The organism is Enterobacter sp. JBIWA003 (assembly GCF_019968825.1).
In the GTDB taxonomy this organism is placed as follows: domain Bacteria; phylum Pseudomonadota; class Gammaproteobacteria; order Enterobacterales; family Enterobacteriaceae; genus Enterobacter; species Enterobacter quasiroggenkampii.
Genome location: NZ_CP074170.1, coordinates 382,554 through 405,670 on the forward strand (window position 1 = coordinate 382,554; position 23,117 = coordinate 405,670).

The 23,117-nt window shown below is 55.7% G+C and carries 24 protein-coding genes; 21 read left to right on the forward strand and 3 right to left on the reverse strand.

Annotated elements, in window-relative coordinates; genetic code table 11:
- Positions 1-132: 132 nt before the first annotated feature.
- The 5 genes from KGP25_RS01825 to gntU all read left to right on the forward strand — a co-directional run bounded on the left by KGP25_RS01825 (position 133) and on the right by gntU (position 5,084).
- Positions 133-1,170, forward strand: coding sequence for an oxidoreductase (locus KGP25_RS01825; RefSeq protein WP_063622868.1), 1,038 nt, complete (start codon positions 133-135; stop codon positions 1,168-1,170).
- Between the two features lie 123 nt (positions 1,171-1,293).
- Positions 1,294-1,989, forward strand: coding sequence for a pirin family protein (locus tag KGP25_RS01830; RefSeq protein ID WP_021242746.1), 696 nt, complete (start codon positions 1,294-1,296; stop codon positions 1,987-1,989).
- Positions 1,990-2,090: 101 nt separating this feature from the next.
- Positions 2,091-3,086, forward strand: a complete 996-nt coding sequence (gene gntR, locus KGP25_RS01835; protein WP_021242747.1) for a gluconate operon transcriptional repressor GntR — start codon at positions 2,091-2,093, stop codon at positions 3,084-3,086.
- Positions 3,087-3,212: 126 nt separating this feature from the next.
- Positions 3,213-3,740 (forward strand): gluconokinase, encoded by a 528-nt coding sequence (gene gntK / locus KGP25_RS01840; protein WP_008503362.1) that lies wholly within the window; start codon positions 3,213-3,215, stop codon positions 3,738-3,740.
- A gap of 3 nt (positions 3,741-3,743) precedes the next feature.
- A complete protein-coding gene (gene gntU, locus KGP25_RS01845; RefSeq protein WP_223539877.1) occupies positions 3,744-5,084 on the forward strand; it encodes a gluconate transporter in 1,341 nt (446 codons plus the stop codon).
- A gap of 104 nt (positions 5,085-5,188) precedes the next feature.
- Here the strand turns inward: gntU and plsB are convergent, their stop codons facing one another.
- Positions 5,189-7,609, reverse strand: a complete 2,421-nt coding sequence (gene plsB / locus KGP25_RS01850) for a glycerol-3-phosphate 1-O-acyltransferase PlsB (RefSeq protein WP_223539878.1) — start codon at positions 7,607-7,609, stop codon at positions 5,189-5,191.
- A 154-nt stretch (positions 7,610-7,763) separates the two neighbouring features.
- Here plsB and KGP25_RS01855 point away from each other — a divergent pair, with 154 nt between their 5' ends.
- The 4 genes from KGP25_RS01855 (at position 7,764) to KGP25_RS01870 (ending at position 10,580) form a co-directional block, all read left to right on the forward strand.
- Positions 7,764-8,132, forward strand: coding sequence for a diacylglycerol kinase (locus KGP25_RS01855; RefSeq protein WP_063622866.1), 369 nt, complete (start codon positions 7,764-7,766; stop codon positions 8,130-8,132).
- A gap of 108 nt (positions 8,133-8,240) precedes the next feature.
- Positions 8,241-8,849, forward strand: coding sequence for a transcriptional repressor LexA (gene lexA, locus KGP25_RS01860; RefSeq protein ID WP_045909165.1), 609 nt, complete (start codon positions 8,241-8,243; stop codon positions 8,847-8,849).
- 63 nt (positions 8,850-8,912) lie between these two features.
- Positions 8,913-10,250, forward strand: a complete 1,338-nt coding sequence (gene dinF / locus KGP25_RS01865) for an MATE family efflux transporter DinF (RefSeq protein WP_045909166.1) — start codon at positions 8,913-8,915, stop codon at positions 10,248-10,250.
- Between the two features lie 120 nt (positions 10,251-10,370).
- Positions 10,371-10,580, forward strand: a complete 210-nt coding sequence (locus tag KGP25_RS01870; protein ID WP_014830284.1) for a CsbD family protein — start codon at positions 10,371-10,373, stop codon at positions 10,578-10,580.
- A 47-nt stretch (positions 10,581-10,627) separates the two neighbouring features.
- On the opposite strand, the gene zur is transcribed toward KGP25_RS01870, so the two are convergent.
- A complete protein-coding gene (zur, locus tag KGP25_RS01875; RefSeq protein ID WP_223539879.1) occupies positions 10,628-11,140 on the reverse strand; it encodes a zinc uptake transcriptional repressor Zur in 513 nt (170 codons plus the stop codon).
- Between the two features lie 115 nt (positions 11,141-11,255).
- Between zur and KGP25_RS01880 the strand changes: the two genes are divergently transcribed.
- The 4 genes from KGP25_RS01880 (at position 11,256) to pspG (ending at position 14,684) form a co-directional block, all read left to right on the forward strand.
- Complete coding sequence (locus tag KGP25_RS01880; RefSeq protein WP_223539880.1) at positions 11,256-11,744, forward strand: cupin domain-containing protein; 489 nt, start codon at positions 11,256-11,258, stop codon at positions 11,742-11,744.
- 172 nt (positions 11,745-11,916) lie between these two features.
- A complete protein-coding gene (locus tag KGP25_RS01885) occupies positions 11,917-13,227 on the forward strand; it encodes a conjugal transfer protein TraF (RefSeq protein ID WP_048030222.1) in 1,311 nt (436 codons plus the stop codon).
- An 82-nt stretch (positions 13,228-13,309) separates the two neighbouring features.
- Positions 13,310-14,305 (forward strand): tRNA dihydrouridine(20/20a) synthase DusA, encoded by a 996-nt coding sequence (dusA, locus tag KGP25_RS01890; protein ID WP_032623124.1) that lies wholly within the window; start codon positions 13,310-13,312, stop codon positions 14,303-14,305.
- A 136-nt stretch (positions 14,306-14,441) separates the two neighbouring features.
- The gene (gene pspG, locus KGP25_RS01895) at positions 14,442-14,684 is read left to right on the forward strand and encodes an envelope stress response protein PspG (RefSeq protein ID WP_008503373.1); all 243 of its coding nucleotides are present in this window, start codon (positions 14,442-14,444) and stop codon (positions 14,682-14,684) included.
- Between the two features lie 184 nt (positions 14,685-14,868).
- On the opposite strand, the gene KGP25_RS01900 is transcribed toward pspG, so the two are convergent.
- On the reverse strand, positions 14,869-15,852 hold the full coding sequence (locus KGP25_RS01900) for a quinone oxidoreductase (RefSeq protein WP_048226446.1): 984 nt from the start codon (positions 15,850-15,852) through the stop codon (positions 14,869-14,871).
- Between the two features lie 60 nt (positions 15,853-15,912).
- Here KGP25_RS01900 and dnaB point away from each other — a divergent pair, with 60 nt between their 5' ends.
- The 8 genes from dnaB (at position 15,913) to KGP25_RS01940 (ending at position 23,117) form a co-directional block, all read left to right on the forward strand.
- The gene (gene dnaB / locus KGP25_RS01905; protein ID WP_008503375.1) at positions 15,913-17,325 is read left to right on the forward strand and encodes a replicative DNA helicase; all 1,413 of its coding nucleotides are present in this window, start codon (positions 15,913-15,915) and stop codon (positions 17,323-17,325) included.
- Between the two features lie 16 nt (positions 17,326-17,341).
- Positions 17,342-18,421 carry an alanine racemase gene (gene alr / locus KGP25_RS01910; protein WP_111967852.1) on the forward strand — a complete coding sequence of 360 codons (1,080 nt, stop codon included), beginning with the start codon at positions 17,342-17,344 and terminating at the stop codon, positions 18,419-18,421.
- Positions 18,422-18,443: 22 nt separating this feature from the next.
- The gene (pnuC, locus tag KGP25_RS01915; protein ID WP_021242759.1) at positions 18,444-19,001 is read left to right on the forward strand and encodes a nicotinamide riboside transporter PnuC; all 558 of its coding nucleotides are present in this window, start codon (positions 18,444-18,446) and stop codon (positions 18,999-19,001) included.
- Positions 18,998-20,008: an AAA family ATPase gene (locus KGP25_RS01920; RefSeq protein ID WP_223539881.1), complete on the forward strand. Its 1,011-nt coding sequence runs from the start codon at positions 18,998-19,000 to the stop codon at positions 20,006-20,008. The genes pnuC and KGP25_RS01920 overlap by 4 nt, the downstream gene beginning before the upstream one ends.
- 75 nt (positions 20,009-20,083) lie before the next feature.
- Positions 20,084-21,277 (forward strand): aromatic amino acid transaminase, encoded by a 1,194-nt coding sequence (gene tyrB, locus KGP25_RS01925; protein ID WP_048226451.1) that lies wholly within the window; start codon positions 20,084-20,086, stop codon positions 21,275-21,277.
- 240 nt (positions 21,278-21,517) lie between these two features.
- A complete protein-coding gene (aphA, locus tag KGP25_RS01930) occupies positions 21,518-22,231 on the forward strand; it encodes an acid phosphatase AphA (RefSeq protein ID WP_111967844.1) in 714 nt (237 codons plus the stop codon).
- 113 nt (positions 22,232-22,344) lie between these two features.
- Complete coding sequence (locus tag KGP25_RS01935) at positions 22,345-22,761, forward strand: secondary thiamine-phosphate synthase enzyme YjbQ (RefSeq protein WP_223539882.1); 417 nt, start codon at positions 22,345-22,347, stop codon at positions 22,759-22,761.
- A gap of 2 nt (positions 22,762-22,763) precedes the next feature.
- Complete coding sequence (locus tag KGP25_RS01940) at positions 22,764-23,117, forward strand: MmcQ/YjbR family DNA-binding protein (protein WP_008503382.1); 354 nt, start codon at positions 22,764-22,766, stop codon at positions 23,115-23,117.

Sequence of the window (23,117 nt, forward strand, 5' to 3'; positions counted from 1 at the left end):
TTCAGGAAGACCCCTACGGGAACCTGAAAGCACGACATTGCTCACATTGCTTCCAGTATTACTTTAGCCAGCTTTTAGCTGGCTTTTTTTTTGTTATGGTTAGACTCAGTAACCTTCCAAAAGGACTGAGCTATGACACTACATTGCGCATTTATTGGATTTGGTAAAAGTACGACCCGCTATCACCTGCCGTATGTTCTTAACCGCAAAGACAGCTGGCATGTGGCCCATATCTACCGCCGCCGCGCGAAGCCGGAAGAGCAATCTCCGCAGTATTCCCACATCCACTTCACCAGCGATCTCGATGAGGTGCTTAACGACCCACAGGTGAAGCTGGTGGTTGTCTGCACCCACGCCGACAGCCATTTTGACTATGCCAAACGCGCGCTCAATGCGGGTAAAAACGTGCTGGTAGAAAAGCCGTTCACCCCGACTATTGCCGAAGCGAAAGAGCTGTTCGCGCTGGCGAAAAGCAAAGGCCTGACCGTCACGCCGTATCAGAACCGTCGCTTTGACAGCTGCTTCCTGACGGCGAAAAAAGCGATTGAAAGCGGCAAGCTCGGCAACATCGTGGAAATCGAAAGCCACTTCGATTACTACCGTCCGGTGGCGGAAACGCAACCCGGACTGCCTCAGGATGGTTCGTTCTATGGTCTGGGCGTGCACACCATGGACCAGATCATCTCCCTGTTTGGCCGCCCGGACCACGTGGCGTATGACATTCGCAGCCTGCGCAACAAAGCCAACCCGGATGATACCTTCGAAGCCCAGCTGTTCTACGGCGACCTGAAGGCCATCGTCAAAACCAGTCACCTGGTGAAGATCGACTACCCGAAATTTATCGTTCACGGCACTAAAGGTTCGTTTATCAAATACGGTATCGACCAGCAGGAGACCAGCCTGAAGGCCAATATCATGCCGGGTGAGCCGGGATTTGCCGCGGACGATTCCGTGGGCGTGCTGGAGTATGTGAACGACGAGGGCGTGACGGTCAAAGAAACGTTGAAACCGGAAACCGGCGACTATGGTCGCGTCTATGATGCGCTGTTTGAGACCCTCACAAACGGCACGGCGAATTACGTCAAGGAATCTGACGTTCTGACCAACCTCGAAATCCTTGAACGGGCCTTCGAACAGGCTTCTCCTGCCACGATAACCCTCGCAAAATAAGCAAAAACGGCTCCTCTGCACTTGTTCACAATTTTTGAACATAGGAGTCAATTTTCACCCTCTATGATCCCAGGCCGTTTGCGTCCACACTTACTCCATCGAAACGAACTGAGGGTGAAAACAATGATCTACTTACGCAAAGCAAACGAACGTGGTCACGCGAATCATGGCTGGCTGGACTCATGGCATTCATTCTCGTTTGCCGACTACTACGACCCGAACTTCATGGGCTTCTCCGCACTGCGCGTGATTAACGACGACGTGATTGATGCAGGTCAGGGCTTCGGTACCCACCCGCACAAAGACATGGAAATCCTGACCTATGTGCTGGAAGGCGCGGTTGAGCACCAGGACAGCATGGGCAACAAAGAGCAGGTTCCGGCGGGCGAGTTCCAGATTATGAGCGCGGGTACCGGGGTGCGTCACTCTGAGTACAACCCAAGCAAAACGGAAAAACTGCACCTGTATCAAATCTGGATCATTCCAGAAGAGACCGGCATCACGCCGCGCTACGAGCAGCGCCGCTTCGACGCGAAACAGGGTAAACAGCTGGTGCTCTCCCCGGATGCGCGTGAAGGCTCCCTGAAAGTGCATCAGGATATGGAGCTGTACCGCTGGGCGCTGGCGAAAGATGAACAGTCCGTGCATCAGATTGCCGCTAACCGCCGCGTCTGGATCCAGGTGGTGAAAGGCGACGTGTCCATCAACGGGACCAAAGCGACAACCGCCGATGGTCTGGCCATCTGGGACGAGCAGGCGATCTCCGTGCACGCCGACAGCGAAAGCGAAATTCTGCTGTTTGACCTGCCGCCGGTGTAATAAAACATAAATAAATCCCCATCCTTCCCTTTGACAGGGGAAGGATGGGCTTTGTCCGTGGTAAACTGAGCAAATCTCTCACTTCAAGATTTCTCAGGACGATGAAAAAGAAACGCCCCGTACTTCAGGATGTCGCCGATCGCGTCGGTGTGACCAAAATGACGGTCAGCCGTTTTTTACGTAACCCGGAACAGGTTTCCGTAGCGTTACGTGGCAAGATTGCCGCTGCCCTTGATGAACTGGGTTATATCCCCAACCGCGCGCCCGATATTCTCTCCAATGCGACCAGCCGCGCGGTGGGCGTTCTGCTTCCTTCTTTGACCAACCAGGTTTTCGCCGAAGTATTACGTGGAATCGAAAGCGTTACCGATGCGTTTGGCTACCAGACCATGCTCGCCCACTACGGGTACAAGCCGGAACTCGAAGAGGAACGTCTTGAATCGATGCTTTCCTGGAACATTGACGGCCTGATTTTAACCGAACGAACCCACACTGCCCGCACGCTCAAAATGATTGAAGTGGCCGGTATCCCAGTCGTGGAGCTGATGGACAGCCAGTCGCCGTGCCTCGACATCGCCGTGGGGTTTGATAACTTCGAAGCGGCGCGTCAGATGACGGCGGCCATCATCGCCCGTGGGCATCGTCATATCGCCTATCTGGGTGCGCGTCTTGATGAACGTACTATCATCAAACAGAAGGGATACGAGCAGGCGATGCTCGACGCGAACTTAACCCCGTACAGCGTGATGGTGGAGCAATCCTCTTCCTATACGTCGGGTATTGAGCTGATGCGTCAGGCGCGACGCGAGTATCCGCAACTGGACGGTATTTTCTGTACCAACGATGACCTTGCGGTCGGCGCAGCATTTGAGTGTCAGCGTCTGGGGCTGAAGATCCCTGATGATATGGCGATCGCCGGTTTCCACGGCCACGATATTGGCCAGGTGATGGAGCCGCGTCTGGCGAGCGTCCTGACGCCGCGTGAACGTATGGGCCGTATTGGCGCAGAACGCCTGCTGGCGCGCATTCGTGGCGAGACGGTGACCCCGAAAATGTTAGATTTAGGTTTCACCTTGTCACCGGGTGGATCTATTTGAACTGACAAATTTGAAGTAGCTCACACTTATTCACTCCGCGCACGTTTGGATATTGCTTCTCTTTTGCCCCAGCAGGACAATGTTACCGATAACTGTTACCCGTAACAATTGACTGAGGGACACCCTTTGAGCACGACTAATCACGATCACCACGTCTACGTCCTGATGGGCGTTTCCGGTAGCGGGAAATCAGCCGTGGCCAGCGAAGTGGCGCATCAACTCCAGGCTGCGTTTCTTGATGGCGACTTCCTCCATCCGCGCAGCAACATCATGAAAATGGCCTCCGGCGAGCCGCTGAACGACGACGACCGCAAACCGTGGTTGCAGGCGCTGAATGACGCCGCGTTCGCGATGCAGCGCACCAACAAAGTCTCCCTGATCGTCTGCTCCGCGCTGAAAAAAACCTATCGCGACCTGCTGCGCGACGGCAACCCAAACCTCTCTTTCATCTACCTGAAAGGGGATTTCGAGGTGATTGAAAGCCGCCTGAAGGCGCGCAAAGGTCACTTCTTCAAAACCCAGATGCTGGTAACGCAGTTCGAAGCGCTGCAGGAACCGGGTGAAGACGAGAAAGACGTCTTAGTGGTTGATATCGATCAGTCACTGGAGGGTGTTGTTGCCAGCACCATCGAGGTCATTAATAAAAGGCAGTAAGTTTTGAGTACATTAACGCTAGTTTTGACAGCAGTGGGTTCGGTATTGCTGCTGCTGTTTTTAGTGATGAAGGCGCGTATGCACGCCTTTGTTGCTTTGATGGTGGTTTCTATTGGTGCTGGTCTCTTTTCCGGTATGCCGCTCGACAAGATCGCCGCGACGATGGAAAAAGGGATGGGCGGTACGCTGGGCTTCCTGGCGATTGTGGTCGCGCTGGGCGCGATGTTTGGCAAGATTTTGCACGAGACGGGTGCGGTCGACCAGATTGCCGTCAAGATGCTGAAATCCTTTGGCCACAGCCGTGCGCACTACGCGATTGGTCTGGCCGGTCTGATTTGCGCGCTGCCGCTGTTCTTCGAAGTGGCCGTTGTGCTGCTGATAAGCGTCGCATTCTCTATGGCGCGCCATACCGGTACTAACCTCGTGAAGCTGGTCATTCCGCTGTTTGCGGGCGTGGCGGCGGCTGCGGCGTTTCTGCTGCCGGGACCCGCCCCGATGCTGCTGGCATCCCAGATGCACGCCGACTTTGGCTGGATGATCCTGATTGGCCTGTGCGCGGCAATCCCGGGGATGATCATCGCCGGCCCGCTGTGGGGCAACTTCATCAGCCGTTACGTTGAGCTGCATATTCCGGATGACATCACCGAGCCGCACCTGGGCGAGGGCAAAATGCCATCCTTCGGCTTCAGCCTGTCGCTGATCCTGCTGCCGCTGGTGCTGGTGGGTCTGAAAACCATCGCTGCGCACTTTGTGCCGGTGGGGTCCACTGCCTACGAGTGGTTTGAGTTCATCGGTCACCCGTTCACGGCGATTCTGGTGGCGTGCCTGGTGGCGATTTACGGCCTGGCGATGCGTCAGGGGATGCCAAAAGACCGGGTGATGGAGATCTGCGGCGCGGCGCTGCAGCCTGCGGGGATTATCCTGCTGGTGATCGGTGCAGGCGGCGTGTTCAAGCAGGTGCTGGTGGATTCCGGCGTGGGCCCGGCTCTGGGTGAAGCGCTGACCGGGATGGGCCTGCCGATTGCGGTGACCTGCTTTGTGCTGGCTGCGGCGGTACGTATCATCCAGGGTTCTGCTACCGTGGCGTGTTTAACCGCCGTGGGTCTGGTGATGCCGGTGATTGAACAGCTGAACTACTCCGGTGCCCAGATGGCCGCGCTTTCTATTTGTATCGCGGGTGGTTCGATTGTGGTCTCTCACGTTAACGACGCCGGCTTCTGGCTGTTCGGTAAGTTTACCGGCGCCACCGAAGCGCAAACCCTGAAAACCTGGACGCTGATGGAAACCATTCTCGGCACGACGGGTGCAATTGTCGGGATGATTGCCTTTACGCTGCTCAGCTAAATGCGGTGATTTAACAAGGCTAAAAATAAGGCCCGGTAGCGTCAGCGCTTACCGGGCCTTTTTATTATCCAGGGCGTCAGGCCGGGCCATAACCCGGCATTGTGTTACTCACCCTGCGTGGCGCTCTCAATCGTCAAGCGCACGTCCGAGGTAATCAGCTCTGCCAGCATCTGGTATACCTTCAGCGTCTCTTCCGGCTCAGCATCACCCGTATCGCTGATGAAGCCTTCATCACGCAGCGTCAGCACCAGGGAACTGAAGACCGCTTTGTCGAAGAATTCAGGGGCGTTAATGCCGTGCAGAACGGACAGGCGCTGGGCCAGCGTCCGGCTCTCTTTCTCCAGCGTACCGCGGTTGATAGACGGATTCGCGCTCAGCAGCCAGAATGTAATGGCGTAGCGCTGCAGCGTTTCGCGCGCACCGGCCGCCAGCAGTTGCAGGGTGCGGGAGCGTGACGGATTGATGTGCAACTCGTCGTTGTTCAGGGTAATCAGCCCCTGGCGACGCATCTCTTCCGTCATCTTATCCAGTTCTGTCGCCAGCTCATCCTTACTCCAGCGCAGGAACAGCTCCGCTTTCAGCATCGGATAGATGGTCTCAAGATGGCGCAATAGCTCCTGACGGGAGATATGACGATGCTGGGTAATAATGGCGGCCATGAGCGACGGCAGCATCAGCATATGCGTGATGTTGTTGCGGTAGTAGGTCATCAGCACTGCCTGCTCGCGCGGCAGAATGATGATGTCGCCGATCGTGTCCTTTTCGACCTCAAACTTGTTCATCTGCAACGCGTGATCGATAAGTTCACTGGCGGTTGCAGAAGGCACGGTCGAATCAACCGAGTACGGCACGTTACGCATCATATCCAGATAGCAATCCAGCTGCTCCGTGAGCTGTTCACGGGTCAGCGAGCGCTGACGTGAAGCCAGAAGTGCCGTACAGCACAGGTTCATGGCGTTAGCCGCGCCGGCGTTGTTAATGCGCACCATCAGCTCGGATGCGATGCCGTTAACCGTTGGCGTCAGCCAGGCCGGACGCACCGCTTCGATAGGATCGATGGACTCGCGCCACTCCGGAACGTGATGGTTCAGGTACGTCATCAGCGGCATCGGCTCACCGAAGTTCACGTAGCCCTGACCGAGATTACGCAGCTTGCTCAAGCCGCGCAGCATCTGCGGCAGGCTCTCTTTCTCTTTGGTCGCACCACGCAGCTCTTTCGCGTACGTGCCCACTTCCATCACGTGCTCGTAGCCGATGTAGATAGGCACCAGCGTGATCGGACGGGTACCTCCGCGCAACATCGCCTGGATGGTCATCGACAGCGTGCCGGTCTTCGGATCGAGCAGACGTCCGGTACGGGAACGACCGCCCTCCACGAAGTACTCCACGGAATAGCCGCGGCTGAACAGCTCGCCCAGATACTCGCGGAACACGGTGGAGTAGAGCTTGTTGCCCTTGAAGGTACGACGAATAAAGAACGCGCCCAGGCGGCGGAAAATCGGACCTGCTGGCCAGAAGTTCAGGTTGATACCGGCTGCGATGTGCGGTGGTACCAGCCCCTGATGATAGAGCACGTAGGAAAGGAGCAGGTAGTCCATGTGGCTGCGGTGGCAGGGGACATAGACAATCTCATGGCCATCATGCGCCAGCTGACGCACGCGCTCGGCGTTATGGACGTTGATGCCCTGATAGAGGCGGTTCCACGTAAAGCCGAGAATACGGTCAGAAAGGCGAATCATCTCGTAAGAGAAGTTCGCTGCAATCTCTTCCATCAGCGCAATGGCGTTCTGCTGGGCTTTCTCATGCGAAATTTTCTTGCTGCGCGCTTCGTCTTCAACGGCGCGGGCAATCGCTTTGGAGGCCAACAGCTTGTTGAACAGATCCTGACGCGCCGGGAGGCGTGGCCCTACGGCAGCCAGGCGCTGACGGGCGAAGTGCATACGCGCCACGCGCGCCAGCTTTTGCGCGATGATCTTGTCGGTGCCGTGCTCGTCCGCCATGCGACGCAGCGAAACGGAAGGGGAGAAACGCACAAAGCTGTCGCGTCCCAGCCAGGAGACCGCGAAGAACTTCTGGATGCCGTTAAGCATGCGCAGCGGCGGATTCTCTTCGCCTTTTTCACGGCCCGGACGACGACCAAACATCACCGATACCGGCACCATCTGCACATCCAGATCGGGATTGCTGCGGTGCAGGTCGAGATAGTCATGGAACAGCTTGATGGACTCTTCTTTTGGCGTGTAATAGGTAAACACGCGCGGCCCACCGTGAATGAACACGTAGCGCGGCAGCAGCGTACCGTCAACTTCCAGCGGTTCAAGCGGGTCAGGTAAGTCATGCGCCAGACATTGGGCGCGAAGCGTCAGTAAGTCAGCCTTCGAGTTATAAGGCAAAACGTACATAATGGGGCATGACGTATCGAGCCCCAATTCCAGCGCGGGTTCTGCTGGGATAGACTTGCTTTTTACCAGGATGCTTAATGGTAAATTAAGTAATTTGTAGTAAATTCGTGGCCAGCCGGACATAAACGATGTAAAGCCTCTGGTTAATAATGCAATTGCGGCGCAAGGATAACAGAAAGCGCGCAAAATTTCTGTTGTTACCCGTCATACTTCAGGCTGTAGCGAAACGCGCTACGGCTCCTGTTACTGACGCTCTTTTTTAAAAAAGGTTCTTTTAATGGCCAATAATACCACTGGGTTAACACGTATCATCAAAGCCGCCGGCTATTCATGGAAAGGTTTCCGTGCCGCATGGGTCAACGAAGCCGCCTTTCGCCAGGAGGGCGTCGCCGCTATCATCGCGGTGATCGTCGCCTGTTTCCTTGATGTTGATGCGATTACCCGCGTACTGCTTATCGGTTCCGTTCTTCTGGTGATGATAGTGGAAATTCTTAATAGCGCTATTGAGGCCGTTGTGGATCGCATTGGTGCCGATTTCCATGAGCTTTCTGGCCGTGCAAAAGACATGGGCTCTGCTGCCGTGTTGCTGGCGATTATCACTGCCGTTATCACCTGGGTCACGCTGCTTTGGTCACATTTCCGATGAGCCTCGAGGAATAATTAAGTCCCTGGTTTTTTGTGCAGTTTTTGGTTCCAAAATCGCCTTTGACTGTATATACTCACAGCATAACTGTATATACACCCAGGGGGCGGAATGAAAGCGTTAACGACCAGGCAGCAAGAGGTGTTTGATCTCATCCGGGATCATATCGGCCAGACGGGTATGCCACCCACGCGTGCGGAAATCGCGCAGCGTCTGGGTTTCCGTTCTCCAAATGCTGCCGAAGAACACCTGAAAGCGCTGGCGCGTAAGGGCGTGATTGAGATTGTCTCGGGCGCTTCACGGGGTATCCGCCTGCTGGTGGAAGAAGAGACGGGCATTCCGCTGATAGGGCGTGTTGCTGCCGGTGAGCCTTTACTGGCTCAGCAGCATATTGAAGGCCATTACCAGGTCGATCCTGGCATGTTCAAACCGAGCGCTGATTTCCTGCTGCGCGTCAGCGGCATGTCGATGAAAGACATCGGTATTCTTGATGGCGATCTGCTTGCGGTGCATAAAACACAGGATGTGCGAAACGGCCAGGTGGTGGTGGCGCGCATTGATGACGAAGTGACCGTTAAGCGTCTGAAAAAACAGGGTAACAGCGTACAGTTGCTGCCTGAAAACAGCGAGTTTTCACCCATTGTGGTCGATCTCCGCGAACAGAACTTCTCTATCGAAGGACTGGCGGTCGGGGTGATTCGCAACGGTGAATGGCTGTAACCTCTTCCTGACAGGCTATGGCACCGCTGTAGCCTGATTCATTCCCCACTCCCGGTATCTTTCATGTCACTGCTGACGGCATCCGATAAGGCATTGTGGCGTCTTGCTCTGCCGATGATTTTCTCCAATATTACCGTGCCCTTGCTGGGGCTGGTCGATACTGCCGTTATAGGCCATCTTGATTCACCGGTTTATCTTGGCGGCGTGGCGATTGGCGCGACGGCAACCAGCTTCCTGTTTATGCTGCTGCTCTTTTTGCGCATGAGCACCACCGGTCTTACCGCACAGGCTTATGGCGCGAAAGATCCGCTGCGTCTGGCGCGCGCGCTGGTGCAGCCGCTGATCCTCGCGCTTGGCGCGGGTGCGTTCATCGTTTTATTGCGGGCACCCCTGATTGATCTTGCGCTTCATATTGTTGGCGGCAGCGAGGCGGTATTAGAGCAGGCGCGACGTTTCCTTGAAATCCGCTGGCTCAGCGCGCCCGCGTCGCTGGCTAACCTGGTTCTGCTGGGGTGGCTACTGGGCGTGCAGTACGCCCGTGCGCCCGTGATTTTGCTGGTGGTGGGTAACCTGCTCAATATCGTTTTGGATGTCTGGCTGGTCATGGGTCTGCATATGAACGTGCAGGGCGCGGCGCTGGCAACGGCGATTGCCGAATACGGGACCTTTATCATTGGCTTGTGGATGGTCTGGCGTGTCCTGGCCATGCGCGGGATCACCCTGGCGCTGCTCAAAACCGCATGGCGCGGCAATATCCGTAAGTTGCTGGCCCTCAACCGTGACATCATGCTGCGCTCGCTTCTTCTCCAGCTCTGCTTCGGGGCACTGACGGTTTTCGGGGCTCGACTGGGGCCAGACATCGTCGCGGTCAACGCAGTATTGATGACGTTGCTGACGTTTACCGCCTACGCGCTGGACGGTTTTGCCTATGCGGTTGAAGCGCATTCCGGGCAGGCGTACGGTGCGCGCGAAAGCGGGCAGCTACGAGATGTCTGGCGGGCAGCCTGCCGTCAGTCGGGGCTGGTGGCGCTGGCCTTTGGCCTGGTTTACGCCTGCTTTGGTGAGCAGATCGTTGCATTGCTTACCTCTCTCCCTGCGCTACGCGAGCTGGCGAGCCACTATCTCATCTGGCAAGTCGTCTTACCGGTGGTTGGCGTCTGGTGTTATCTGCTGGACGGCATGTTTATTGGGGCGACGCGCGGGGCCGAAATGCGTAACAGTATGGCCGTCGCGGCGGCAGGGTTTGGTCTGACGCTGCTGACGCTCCCCTGGCTGGGGAATCATGGTTTATGGCTGGCCCTGGCCGTCTTCCTCTCACTGCGCGGGTTATCGCTGGCGTTTATCTGGCATCGACACTGGCAAAACAATACCTGGTTTCCCCCGCGCCACGATATATCGTGACGGTTAAAGATTCCGAATATGAAATTAACCACGGAATCCTTAACTACAATAATTATCACGTCCAGCAGAAAAGAACGTAACGGACGTTACGACCCGACGCTTAACGAAGAGGACACGATGATGAATAAAGACGAAATCGGCGGCAACTGGAAGCAGTTCAAAGGTAAAGCGAAAGAACAGTGGGGTAAGCTGACGGATGACGACATGACCGTCATCGAAGGTAAACGCGATCAGCTTGTCGGTAAAATTCAGGAACGTTACGGCTACGCAAAAGACCAGGCGGAAAAAGAAGTGGGCGACTGGGAAAAACGCAACGACTACCGCTGGTAACGCTGAATAACCCACAGGGCGGCTCTAAGCCGCCTTTTCTTTTGCCGTTAACGCGGCTTTTTCTTCACCAGAATAGAGTGGTCGTGCTGACACGCGTCCTGATGACGGCAGGCTTCCACCTCCACGCACGCGGAACAGAGCCCGTGCGCCTCAATCACGTTATGACGCAGGGCAAAACCCATTTTCGCTGCCAGCGAATGCATAATATCTTCCACGCCTTCCGCAGCCTCTTCTTTCACCACGCCGCAGCGGTCACAGATAAACATCGCCGATGTGTGGGTGGGCTGATCGAACAGATGGCACAGCACATAGCTGTTAGTGGATTCCACCTTGTGCACAAAACCTTGTTCAAGCAGGAAATCCAGTGCGCGATAGACCGTTGGCGGCTTTGCCTGCGGCTCGCTTTCGCGCAGCAGATCCAGCAGATCGTAGGCGCTGATGGCACCCTGCTGCAGGCTCATCAGGCGTAAGACTTCAAGGCGCTGCGGAGTCAGGCGCACATTGCGTTGCGCACACAGCTTTTCGGCCTGCGCTAACAGCTCTTTTGTGGACTTATCCATGTAGCACCCCGGATGTTATAGGACGGAAAACCCCCACTTTATCATGTTCTGCTAAAAACACCGAGATCCGCCAGTCTGTGCTATACCTGACCCATCGAAAACCGGGAGAACCAGAATGAAAAGACCTGACTGTATTCGGCACTGGCGCGACGTGGAAGGCGCGGATGACTCGACCTACCCCGACAGCGATGAGCTGTTCTCTATCGGCGCACCGCTGGCTCGCAGGCTTGGGCTCAGGCGTATTGGCATCCATCATGAGCGCCTGCCGCCGGGGCGCAGAACGTCCTATCCGCATGCGGAGAGCGACGAAGAAGAGTTTATTTACGTGCTCGAAGGTAACCCTGAAGCCTGGATTAACGGCTACTTGTGGAAGCTGGAGCCTGGCGACAGTGTAGGTTTTCCCGCCGGCACCGGCATCTGTCATACCTTTATCAACAACACGGACGACGAGGTTAGGCTCTTGGTCGTTGGCGAGGCCAATAAGAAGCACAACCGCATCTACTATCCGCTCAACCCTGAGTATGCCGCCACGCGGGAAGATCGCTGGGTAGACCATCCCCCACAGTTTTTTGGGCCGCATGATGGAAAACCTGGGAAAAAATAATTTCCTCTTCTATAAATATTGAGGGCCGTCACAAAATATAACAGGCCGTAAGGGAGTTTTACTTAGGGAAAGAAATAGCGGGTCTTTTACTACTTATTCACAGCAATAGTTCGTTCCTGTTTGGGTGATAACAGACAGGGGTTATTTCATAACAGACTATAACGGGCATACTGTGAAAAAAAATTTTAAATTTTCGGTGGTTAGCATTGCTGTCTCCTTGTTTATGGCAAATCAGGCGGGAGCAGCCAATACCTGGACAGAATCACGCAGTGACGCCATGGGTGGCACCGGCGTGGCGTCGGGAAGCTATGGCAGTGGGGCGTTAATCAACCCGGCGCTGCTGGCAAAGGCAAAACCGGACGATGATGTGACGGTCATCTTGCCAGCCGTTGGGGTACAGGTGACGGATGAAGACAATCTTCAGGACGAGATTGATAACATCAACGACAAAATCAATCACTACAAGGATGTGGTTGATAATCTCACGCCACGAGAAATTATCACCAATCCGTTAGGTTCCATTAATCAATTCCAGGGCGCGGCCAAAGATCTGGCCGATGAGCTGGACTATCTCAAAGGCAAAACCGCACGCGCAACGGCTGGTGCAGGGCTTGCGGTAAGTATCCCTAACGATGTCCTTTCCGTCGCCTTCATGGCGAAAGGCTATGCCCATGGCCGGGTGAGCTCGTCTATCGATCAGCAAGACATTGATTATCTGCGTGGTATTCAACGAAGTAATGTGGTGGCGGCCGGTGTTGCGCTGGATGCTGCGCTGAACGGTACGGATCAGATCACTAAGAACCTCAACTCAACGGCGTCCGGCCGGGCGGCGATTGTCTCCGACTACGGTGTTGCCGTTGCCCGTCAGTTTGATCTCGGCGGCGTCCCGGTTTCCGTGGGCGTAACACCAAAACTGCAAAAAACCTGGGTCTATAACTACACCACGTCCATCTACGATTACGACAGTAACAAGTGGAACGACAGCCGCTACCGTACTGACGATACGGGCTTCAACGTGGATGCCGGCATTGCGGCCGATTTCGGCGAAAACTGGACCGTCGGCGTGAGCGGACAAAACCTGATGTCGCGTGATATCGACACCAAAGATATCCGTATCCGCAATGGCCGTACGGGAGAAGTGGTGAGCTATAAAGACACCTACCAGATCCGTCCGCTGGTGACCGCCGGTGCTGCCTGGCACAACGACCTGGTGACGCTGACCGCCGATGGCGATCTGACGGAAACCAAAGGCTTCAAGAGCGAAGATACGTCGCAGTACGTGGGTGTCGGTGCCGAGGTGACGCCGCTGAGCTGGCTGGCGGTCCGTGCGGGTTATCGTGCCGACGTGAAGGGTAACGACAGCAATGTCTTTACCGGCGGTGTCGGTTTCGCGCCGTTTAGCACCGTGCATGTTGACCTGATGGGCCTGTACGGTGAAGACGAAACCTGGGGCGCAGGGGCTCAGCTGAGCATGACGTTCTAAAGTCAACCGGAGGCGCTGCGCCTCCGGCTTTTCTTTGTGCTATAGTAGCGCCCCTTTTCCACCAGATGCTTAAAACTTCGCCATGTCGTCAGAATTACAGACCGCTTTCCCTGCACACCGTTTTTCCATTGCGCCGATGCTCGACTGGACGGACAGACACTGCCGCTATTTCCTGCGCCAGCTCTCCCGCCATACGCTGCTGTACACCGAAATGGTGACCACGGGCGCAATCATCCACGGGAAGGGCGACTATCTGGCCTATAGCGAAGAAGAGCATCCGGTTGCCCTGCAGCTGGGCGGCAGCGATCCGGCCGCGCTGGCGCAGTGTGCGAAGCTGGCGGAAGCGCGCGGCTACGACGAGATCAACCTGAACGTTGGCTGTCCGTCCGACCGTGTGCAAAACGGTATGTTCGGTGCCTGCCTGATGGGGAATGCCCAACTGGTGGCGGACTGTATCAAGGCGATGCGTGATGTTGTTTCCATTCCGGTGACGGTCAAAACCCGTATCGGGATTGACGACCAGGACAGCTACGAATTCCTGTGCGATTTCATCAATACGGTCTCCGGAAAGGGTGAATGCGAGATGTTCATCATCCATGCGCGAAAAGCCTGGCTCTCCGGCCTGAGCCCGAAAGAGAACCGTGAAATCCCGCCGCTGGACTATCCGCGCGTGTATCAGCTGAAGCGTGACTTCCCGCACCTGACCATGTCCATTAACGGCGGCATCAAGTCGCTGGAAGAGGCCAAAGCGCACCTTGAACATATGGATGGGGTGATGGTTGGGCGCGAGGCGTATCAGAATCCGGGCATTCTGGCGACGGTCGATCGCGAAATCTTTGGCATCGAAGGTGCAGACACCGATCCGGTTGCCGTCGTGCGGGCGATGTATCCTTACATTGAGCGCGAGCTGAGCAACGGTACGTATCTCGGCCATATCACCCGCCATATGCTTGGGCTGTTCCAGGGCATTCCGGGCGCGCGTCAGTGGCGTCGCTACCTGAGCGAAAACGCACATAAAGCCGGTGCCGATATCGAGGTGCTGGAACATGCGCTGCGACTGGTGGCAGACAAGCGATAACTTTCGCTAAAAGTTCGTCAAATTCACCACGCCCTGCGAATTCTCGCGGGGCGTTTTGCTTTAAGAACAACAGGTTATGTCTGGCATGATTCTTGTAATGTTTGCAGCATCATTCGGGAACTCGTGGGAGAGCACCATGCTGGAACTACTTTTTGTGATTGGCTTTTTTGTCATGCTGTTAGCAACGGGCATTTCGCTGCTCGGCATTCTGGCGGCTATCGTGGTGGCGACGGTCGTCATGTTTATTGGCGGATTGTTTGCCCTGACGATCAAACTGCTGCCGTGGCTACTGCTGGCCGTGGCGGTGGTGTGGGTGATACGGGCGATTAAATCGCCAAAAGTACCCAGTTATCAGCGCAATAACCGCTTCCGTTACTAAGGTATTGAGGGGTTCGTCACAGAGTTGTAACTTTTCCGGCAGCATGGCTTAGAACAGAATAGGATTTACTTATCGAATCTGTCACTATGACTGCCGTTAAAGAATTCATCGCGCTGTACCCTACATACAGCCGAACTAAAAAAAGAAAGGGCTTCCCACGGGAAGCCCAATTTCTTTTTGGGGCTCAGGGAATCAACAAACTCGACCCCTGCGTTGCCCGGCTCTCCAGCACCTCATGCGCACGCTGCGCATCGGCTAGCGGGTATTTCTGCGCTTCTGCCACATCCACCTTAATGACGCCGCTGGCGATCAGTGAGAACAGCTCATTGCTGGCTTCCTCAAGTTCTTCCCGGTTGGTGATGTAGCCCTGCAGGGAAGGGCGCGTGACGTACAGCGAGCCTTTCTGGTTCAGGATGCCGAGATTCACGCCGGTGACAGCACCTGAGGCGTTTCCGAAGCTCACCATCAGCCCACGACGCTGCAGGCAGTCCAGCGATGCTTCCCAGGTGTCTTTCCCAACCGAGTCATACACGACGCGCACCTTTTTGCCGCTTGTGATCTCCTTCAGCCGTTCGACGATGCTCTCTTCACGGTAGTTAATCACCTGCCAGGCGCCCGCCTGCAGTGCGCGCTGCGCTTTTTGGGCATTGCCCACGGTGCCGATCAGTTTTGCACCCAGCGCTTTTGCCCACTGACAGGCGATGAGCCCGACACCACCCGCCGCGGCATGAAACAGGAACTGCTCGTCGGGTTTAATTTCATAGGTTTTACGCAACAGGTAGTAAACGGTTAAGCCTTTCAGAAAGGAGGCCGCCGCCTGCTCAAAGGAGATGGCATTAGGCAGCAGGGCGGCTTTATCCGCCGGGACGTTGTGGACGGAGCTGTAAGCGCCCAGCGCAGATTGCGCATACACCACGCGGTCACCCTCTTTAAGATGCTTAACCGCGCTGCCCACTTTGATGACGACACCGGCTGCCTCGGTGCCCAGTCCGCTTGGCATCGACGGAGGCGGGTAGAGCCCGCCGCGAATATAGGTGTCGATGTAGTTTATGCCGATGGCTTTGTTTTCAACCTGCACTTCGTTTTCGCCAGGCGCGGTGGGGGTGAACTCCACCGCGTTGAGTACGTCAGGGCCACCATGCTTGTGAAATTCAATACGTGTTGCCATGCTTCCTCCAGAATGTGGTAATCTTTCGACCCACTCTTTATCTCGGTAACTCCATTCACTATGGCAGGAAACAAACCCTTCAACAAACAGACTGAACCTCGCGAGCGTGATTTCCAGGTCGCAGGGTTAAAAGTCCCGCCGCACTCGATTGAAGCGGAACAGTCGGTGTTGGGCGGTTTAATGCTGGATAACGAACGCTGGGACGACGTCGCCGAGCGCGTGGTGTCAGAGGATTTCTACACCCGTCCGCACCGTCATATCTTTACCGAAATGGCGCGCCTGCAGGAGTCGGGTAGCCCGATTGACCTGATCACGCTCGCGGAATCGCTGGAGCGTCAGGGACAGCTGGACAGCGTCGGCGGGTTTGCCTATCTGGCAGAACTGTCAAAAAACACGCCAAGTGCGGCGAACATCAGCGCTTATGCCGACATCGTGCGTGAACGTGCCGTTGTCCGAGAGATGATCTCGGTGGCGAATGAGATCGCCGAAGCCGGTTTTGATCCGCAGGGGCGCACCAGCGAAGACCTGCTCGATCTTGCCGAGTCCCGCGTCTTCAAAATCGCCGAAAGCCGCGCCAACAAAGACGAAGGCCCCAAAAACATCGCCGATGTCCTCGACGCCACCGTCGCCCGTATCGAACAGCTGTTCCAGCAGCCGCACGACGGTGTGACCGGGGTGAACACCGGTTATGACGATCTCAACAAGAAAACCGCCGGTTTGCAGCCGTCGGATTTGATTATCGTTGCCGCGCGTCCGTCGATGGGTAAAACGACATTTGCGATGAACCTCGTCGAAAATGCGGCGATGTTGCAGGATAAGCCGGTACTGATTTTCAGTCTTGAGATGCCCTCTGAGCAGATCATGATGCGTTCTCTGGCATCGCTGTCACGCGTGGACCAGACCCGCATCCGTACCGGCCAGCTCGACGATGAGGACTGGGCGCGCATCTCCGGCACCATGGGCATTCTGCTGGAAAAACGGAACATCTATATTGATGACTCTTCCGGCCTGACGCCGACGGAAGTCCGTTCCCGCGCGCGTCGTATCGCCCGTGAACACGGCGGTATCGGCCTTATCATGATCGACTACCTTCAGCTGATGCGCGTCCCGTCGCTCTCCGACAACCGTACGCTGGAGATCGCCGAAATTTCCCGCTCGCTCAAGGCGTTAGCCAAAGAGTTGCACGTGCCGGTGGTGGCGCTGTCGCAGCTTAACCGTTCTCTGGAACAACGTGCTGACAAGCGCCCGGTCAACTCCGACCTGCGTGAATCCGGCTCCATCGAGCAGGATGCCGACTTAATCATGTTTATCTACCGTGATGAGGTTTATCACGAGAACAGCGACCTGAAAGGGATCGCCGAAATTATTATTGGTAAACAACGTAACGGCCCGATCGGGACGGTACGTCTGACCTTTAACGGACAGTGGTCGCGTTTCGACAACTATGCCGGTCCTCAATATGATGATGAGTAATTTCTAAGGAATTCAAATGCAAGCGGCAACTGTTGTAATTAACCGCCGCGCTCTGCGACACAACCTGCAACGTCTGCGTGAACTGGCCCCCGCCAGCAAGCTCGTTGCAGTCGTGAAAGCGAACGCTTACGGACACGGTCTTCTTGAGACCGCGCGAACGCTCCCCGATGCCGACGCCTTTGGCGTCGCCCGTCTTGAAGAAGCCCTCCGCCTGCGCGCGGGGGGGATTACCCAACCGATTCTGCTCCTCGAAGGCTTTTTCGAAGCCACCGATCTGCCAACCATCGCAGATCAGCATCTGCACACGGCGGTACACAACGAAGAACAGCTGGCCGCACTGGAAACCGCCGAGCTGAGCGAGCCGGTGACCGTGTGGATGAAGCTTGATACGGGCATGCATCGTCTGGGCGTGCGTCCGGAAAATGCGGAAGCGTTTTATCAGCGTTTATGCCGGTGTAAAAACGTGCGCCAGCCGGTGAATATTGTCAGCCACTTCGCCCGTGCCGATGAGCCCGAGTGCGGTGCGACCGAGCGGCAGCTGGATATTTTTAATACCTTCTGCGAAGGCAAGCCGGGGATGCGCTCGATCGCCGCATCCGGCGGGATCCTGCTGTGGCCGCAGTCGCATTTCGACTGGGCGCGACCAGGCATCATTCTTTACGGCGTGTCGCCGCTGGAGAATAAACCCTGGGGGCCGGACATGGGTTTTCAGCCAGTCATGTCTCTGGTGTCTACTCTGATTGCCGTGCGCGAACACAAAGCCGGTGAGCCGGTGGGCTACGGCGGCACCTGGATCAGCGAGCGTGATACCCGCCTCGGCGTCGTGGCGATGGGCTATGGCGACGGATATCCGCGCGCTGCACCCACGGGTACGCCGGTGCTGGTCAACGGTCGCGAAGTGAAGATCGTTGGCCGCGTGGCGATGGACATGATTTGTGTCGATCTGGGTCCTGAAGCCCAGGATAAACCCGGCGACGATGTGGTGATGTGGGGGGAAGGTTTACCCGTTGAACGTATTGCTGAAATCACGAAAGTGAGTGCTTACGAACTTATCACACGCCTGACGTCTCGGGTGGCGATGAAGTACGTCGACTAACATTTTATTCCAGGGAAGGATAATGTCCCCTTCAGAAATCGCTGCGTGTCTGGCCTATGCTCTCTCAGTCTGGCTGGCCGCCAGAAACAATATCCATACGTGGTGGATAGGTATCATTGGTAGCGGGCTTTATGCCTGGGTCTTCTATTCTGTACAGCTTTATGCTGACGTTACCCTTCAGTTCTTTTTCATCATAACGAGCATAACCGGCTGGCTGCATTGGCTTAAAGGCAATCATGGAGAGGTCTTGACTGTTCGTCGTACCAGACCGGGACATTTTTTTATGCTTTTAGCCTGCGCCGTAAGCGTAGCAGCGGCGTACGGGTGGATATTGCATCTTTATACCAATGCATGGGCCCCCTGGCTGGACTCCATCATTTTGACATTCAGTATTCTTGCTCAGTTTATGTTGATGGGACGGCGTCTGGAAAACTGGTACATCTGGCTTGCCGTTAACACGCTGGCAGTACCGCTGTACGCGACGAGAGAACTGTATCTGACCGCCGGTTTATATCTGGTGTTTTGGTTTAATGCGTGGCACGGACTGTATCAGTGGCGCAAGGAGATCCGTGCGCAATGACGCTGTATGCCAACGGCCTGGTGGTAGGCAAATTCGCACCATTACATGCGGGCCATGAAGCGCTTATCAATACGGCACTTGAGCAGTGCGAGACGGTCTGTATCATCAGCTATTCGTCACCGGAAATACGCGGTTACGAACCTGAAAAGCGGCTTAACTGGTTAACAACGCGCTTCCCACAATGTCGCCACCTCGTGCTTTCGCCGCAAGTGTTGGCTTCATATGGCCTTGCGCCACCGCCACCGAATGACGCTGATGACGATCTTCACCGGCATTATGTTGCAACGCTATGTGAGGACATTCTGCATTGTCAGCCAGAGGCGGTATTTACTGCCGAAGACTATGGAGACGGGTTTGCCACTGTCCTGAGCCAGCGTTTCGGACGACCGGTTGCGCACGTGCGTCTCCAGCGTCAACAGGGACCAGAAGCTCCATCGGGAACGCTCATCCGCTCTGATGTTCATCGTTATCGCAAGATGATGTCCCCTGAGGTGTATCGCAGCTTTGTTTTTCGTATCTGCTTATTAGGTGGAGAATCGACGGGCAAAAGCACGCTTGCAAAGGCACTGGCGCAAACGCTAAACGTTCCGTACGTTGCAGAGTATGGTCGTGAACACTGGGAAGAGAAGAACGGCATCCTTGATCTGGAGGATTTGCTGCATATTGCCCGCGAGCAGGTGCGTCGGGAAGAATCAGCCTGCACGGCGCCTTATCTGGTCTGTGATACGTCACCTTTAACGACCCTGTTTTACGCCCTCGATCAGTTTGGCAGCGCGCCGCAGGCGTTAATGGCGCTTGCTGAACGAGACTATGCACTGGTCGTACTTTGCGGAGATGATTTTCCGTTTGTGCAGGATGGCACCCGGCAGGGGGAGGCGTTTCGCCACAGACAGCAGGTATGGTATGAAGCAGAGCTATCACAACGAAACATTCCTTTTCTGCGCGTGCAGGGCTCGGTGCCTGAGCGAATCGATTGCATTTGCCGATATATCGAGTGTCTGGCCTGATATCGCACTCGACCTTCACCTGCTTCCGGTTTATTGTTGAAATCCCTGCCTCATCGAATTCCGGAGAACTATCGCGTGTTTCAGAAAGTTGACGCCTATGCCGGCGACCCTATCCTCTCCTTAATGGAGCGTTTTAAAGAAGATCCTCGCAGCGACAAAGTGAACCTCAGCATCGGTCTGTATTACAACGAGGATGGCATTATTCCTCAATTAAAAGCCGTAGCTGAAGCCGAAGCGCGTCTGAACGCTGTTCCACACGGCGCTTCTCTGTATCTGCCGATGGAAGGGCTAAACGCTTATCGCAACACCATCGCACCGCTTCTGTTCGGCGCCGATCACGCGGTGCTCGCGCAAAAACGCGTGGCGACCATCCAGACGCTGGGCGGCTCGGGTGCGCTGAAAGTGGGCGCAGACTTCCTGAAAAAATATTTCCCGGATTCAGGCGTGTGGGTCAGCGACCCGACGTGGGAAAACCACGTTGCGATCTTCGAGGGCGCGGGCTTTAAGGTGGCGACCTATCCGTGGTTTGACAGTGAAACTAACGGCGTGCGCGTTGATGCGCTGCTGGAAAAACTGAACACCCTGCCGGAGCGCAGTATTGTGCTGCTGCATCCGTGCTGCCATAACCCGACCGGTGCCGATCTCACCAATGCTCAGTGGGATGCGGTGATTGAGGTGCTGAAGGCCCGTAACCTGATCCCATTCCTCGATATCGCCTATCAGGGCTTTGGCGCGGGTATGGAAGAAGACGCCTATGCCATTCGCGCCGCTGCCAGCGCCGGGCTGCCTGTTCTGGTGAGTAACTCCTTCTCTAAAATCTTCTCCCTGTACGGTGAACGCGTTGGTGGTCTTTCCGTGGTATGTGAAGACGCCGAAGCAGCCAGCCGCGTGCTGGGTCAGCTGAAAGCGACGGTGCGCCGTATCTACTCCAGCCCGCCAAACTTTGGTGCGCAGGTGGTGGCAACGGTTCTCGGTGACGAAACGCTGAAAGCGTCCTGGCTTGGCGAAGTGGAGGCGATGCGTAAGCGCATCCTGTCGATGCGTCAGGAGCTGGTTAATGTCCTGAAAGAGGCCGTGCCCGGGCATAACTTTGATTATCTGCTCAAGCAGCGCGGGATGTTCAGCTATACCGGACTGAGCGCGGCGCAGGTCGATCGCCTGCGCGAAGAGTTCGGCGTCTACCTGATCGCCAGCGGCCGTATGTGCGTGGCGGGCCTGAATGCCGGCAACGTTCATCGCGTGGCGCAGGCGTTTGCCTCCGTAATGTAAGTATTCACTTACTTGCATGCTATATGTAGGCCGGGTAAGGCGCAGCCGCCACCCGGCTTTTTTGTTCGCGCCGGTGCCAGTCATTGCCCGGTGGCGCTGAGCTTTGTGATCGTCTTCTTTTTATTCCGCTTCATAAGCAAAAACTCCTTCCTTTCACCTCCCGCTGGGGTTATGGTCGGATAGTTTTTTGACCATTCACTCAAAATAAAACAATAACAAGCTGAATATTCAGGGGAAAATATGCGCAAGATCACACTGGCGCTCAGCGCCGCCTGCTTATTGTTCTCACTTAACAGCGCCGTCGTCGCGCGAGCTTCCGCCCCGACGCCGCTTTACACCGGCACTACCGCCGCCATTCTCGCCGAGCAGGCGCCCATTCACTGGGTTTCCGTGGCCCAAATCGAAAACAGCCTGATGGGGCGCCCACCAATGGCCGTGGGCTTCGATATTGACGATACCGTGTTGTTCTCAAGCCCGGGATTCTGGCGCGGCAAAAAAATGTATTCTCCCGACAGCGAAGCGTATCTGAAGAACCCGGAGTTCTGGGAAAAGATGAATAACGGCTGGGACGAGTACAGCATTCCGAAAGAGGTCGCCCGGGCGGTAATTGCTATGCATGTTAAGCGTGGCGACAGTATTTATTTCGTCACCGGTCGTAGCCAGACCAAAACGGAAACCGTCTCCAGAACACTGCAGGACGATTTCCAGATCCCGGCAGCCAACATGAACCCGGTCATTTTTGCCGGTGACAAAGAGGGGCAAAACACCAAAACCCAGTGGCTGGAAAAGAAAAACATCAAAGTGTTTTATGGCGATTCGGATAACGATATTACCGCCGCGCAGGATGCAGGAGCCAGAGGGATCAGGGTGTTACGCGCGTCTAACTCTACCTATCGACCGCTGCCGATGGCCGGAAAGTTTGGCGAAGAGGTGATCGTCAACTCGGAGTACTGAGTCCCTGGCAGCGAGTTTGATTCTTTTTTAATCAAATCTCGCTGCTGCGGGTTTTACCTTTCGTCTTCTTGCTGCACACTTAGAAAGATTCATCTTTCATCACGGAGCAGCCTATGTGGTACCAACAGACCCTGACCTTAAGCGCGAAGCCACGCGGATTTCACCTGGTGACGGATGAAGTCATCGGGCAACTCCGCGACCTGTCGTGCGTCAGAACGGGTTTGCTGCATCTGCTGCTTCAGCATACGTCTGCCTCTCTGACGCTGAATGAAAATTGCGATCCCACCGTCCGGTCTGACATGGAGCGGCATTTTCTGAAGAGCGTCCCGGACAACGCCCCTTACGAGCATGACTATGAGGGGGCGGACGATATGCCTTCGCATATTAAATCCTCTTTGCTGGGCGTATCGTTGATGCTGCCGGTCCACAACGGGCGGCTGTTGCTGGGCACGTGGCAGGGGATCTGGCTGGGAGAGCATCGCATTCACGGTGGTTCGCGTAAAATTATCGCCACGCTACAAGGGGAATAAAGATGACAATTTCGGAGATACTTCAGTACTGCATGAGCAAGCCCGGCGCGGAGCAGAGCGTCCACAGCGACTGGAAGGCCACGCAGGTTAAGGTGGGGGATGTGCTGTTTGCGATGGTGAAAGAGGTGGAAGGCCGTCCGGCGGCGTCGCTGAAAACCAGCCCTGAACTGGCCGATTTACTCCGTCAGCAGCATGATGACGTGAGGCCGAGCCAGCACCTCAATAAGGCGCACTGGAGCACCGTCTATCTGGATGGATCGATTCCAGGCTCACAAATTTACTACCTGGTGGACGCATCCTATCAGCAGGCGGTTGAGCTGCTGCCGGAAACGACCCGACAGCAGCTCTCCGTCTGA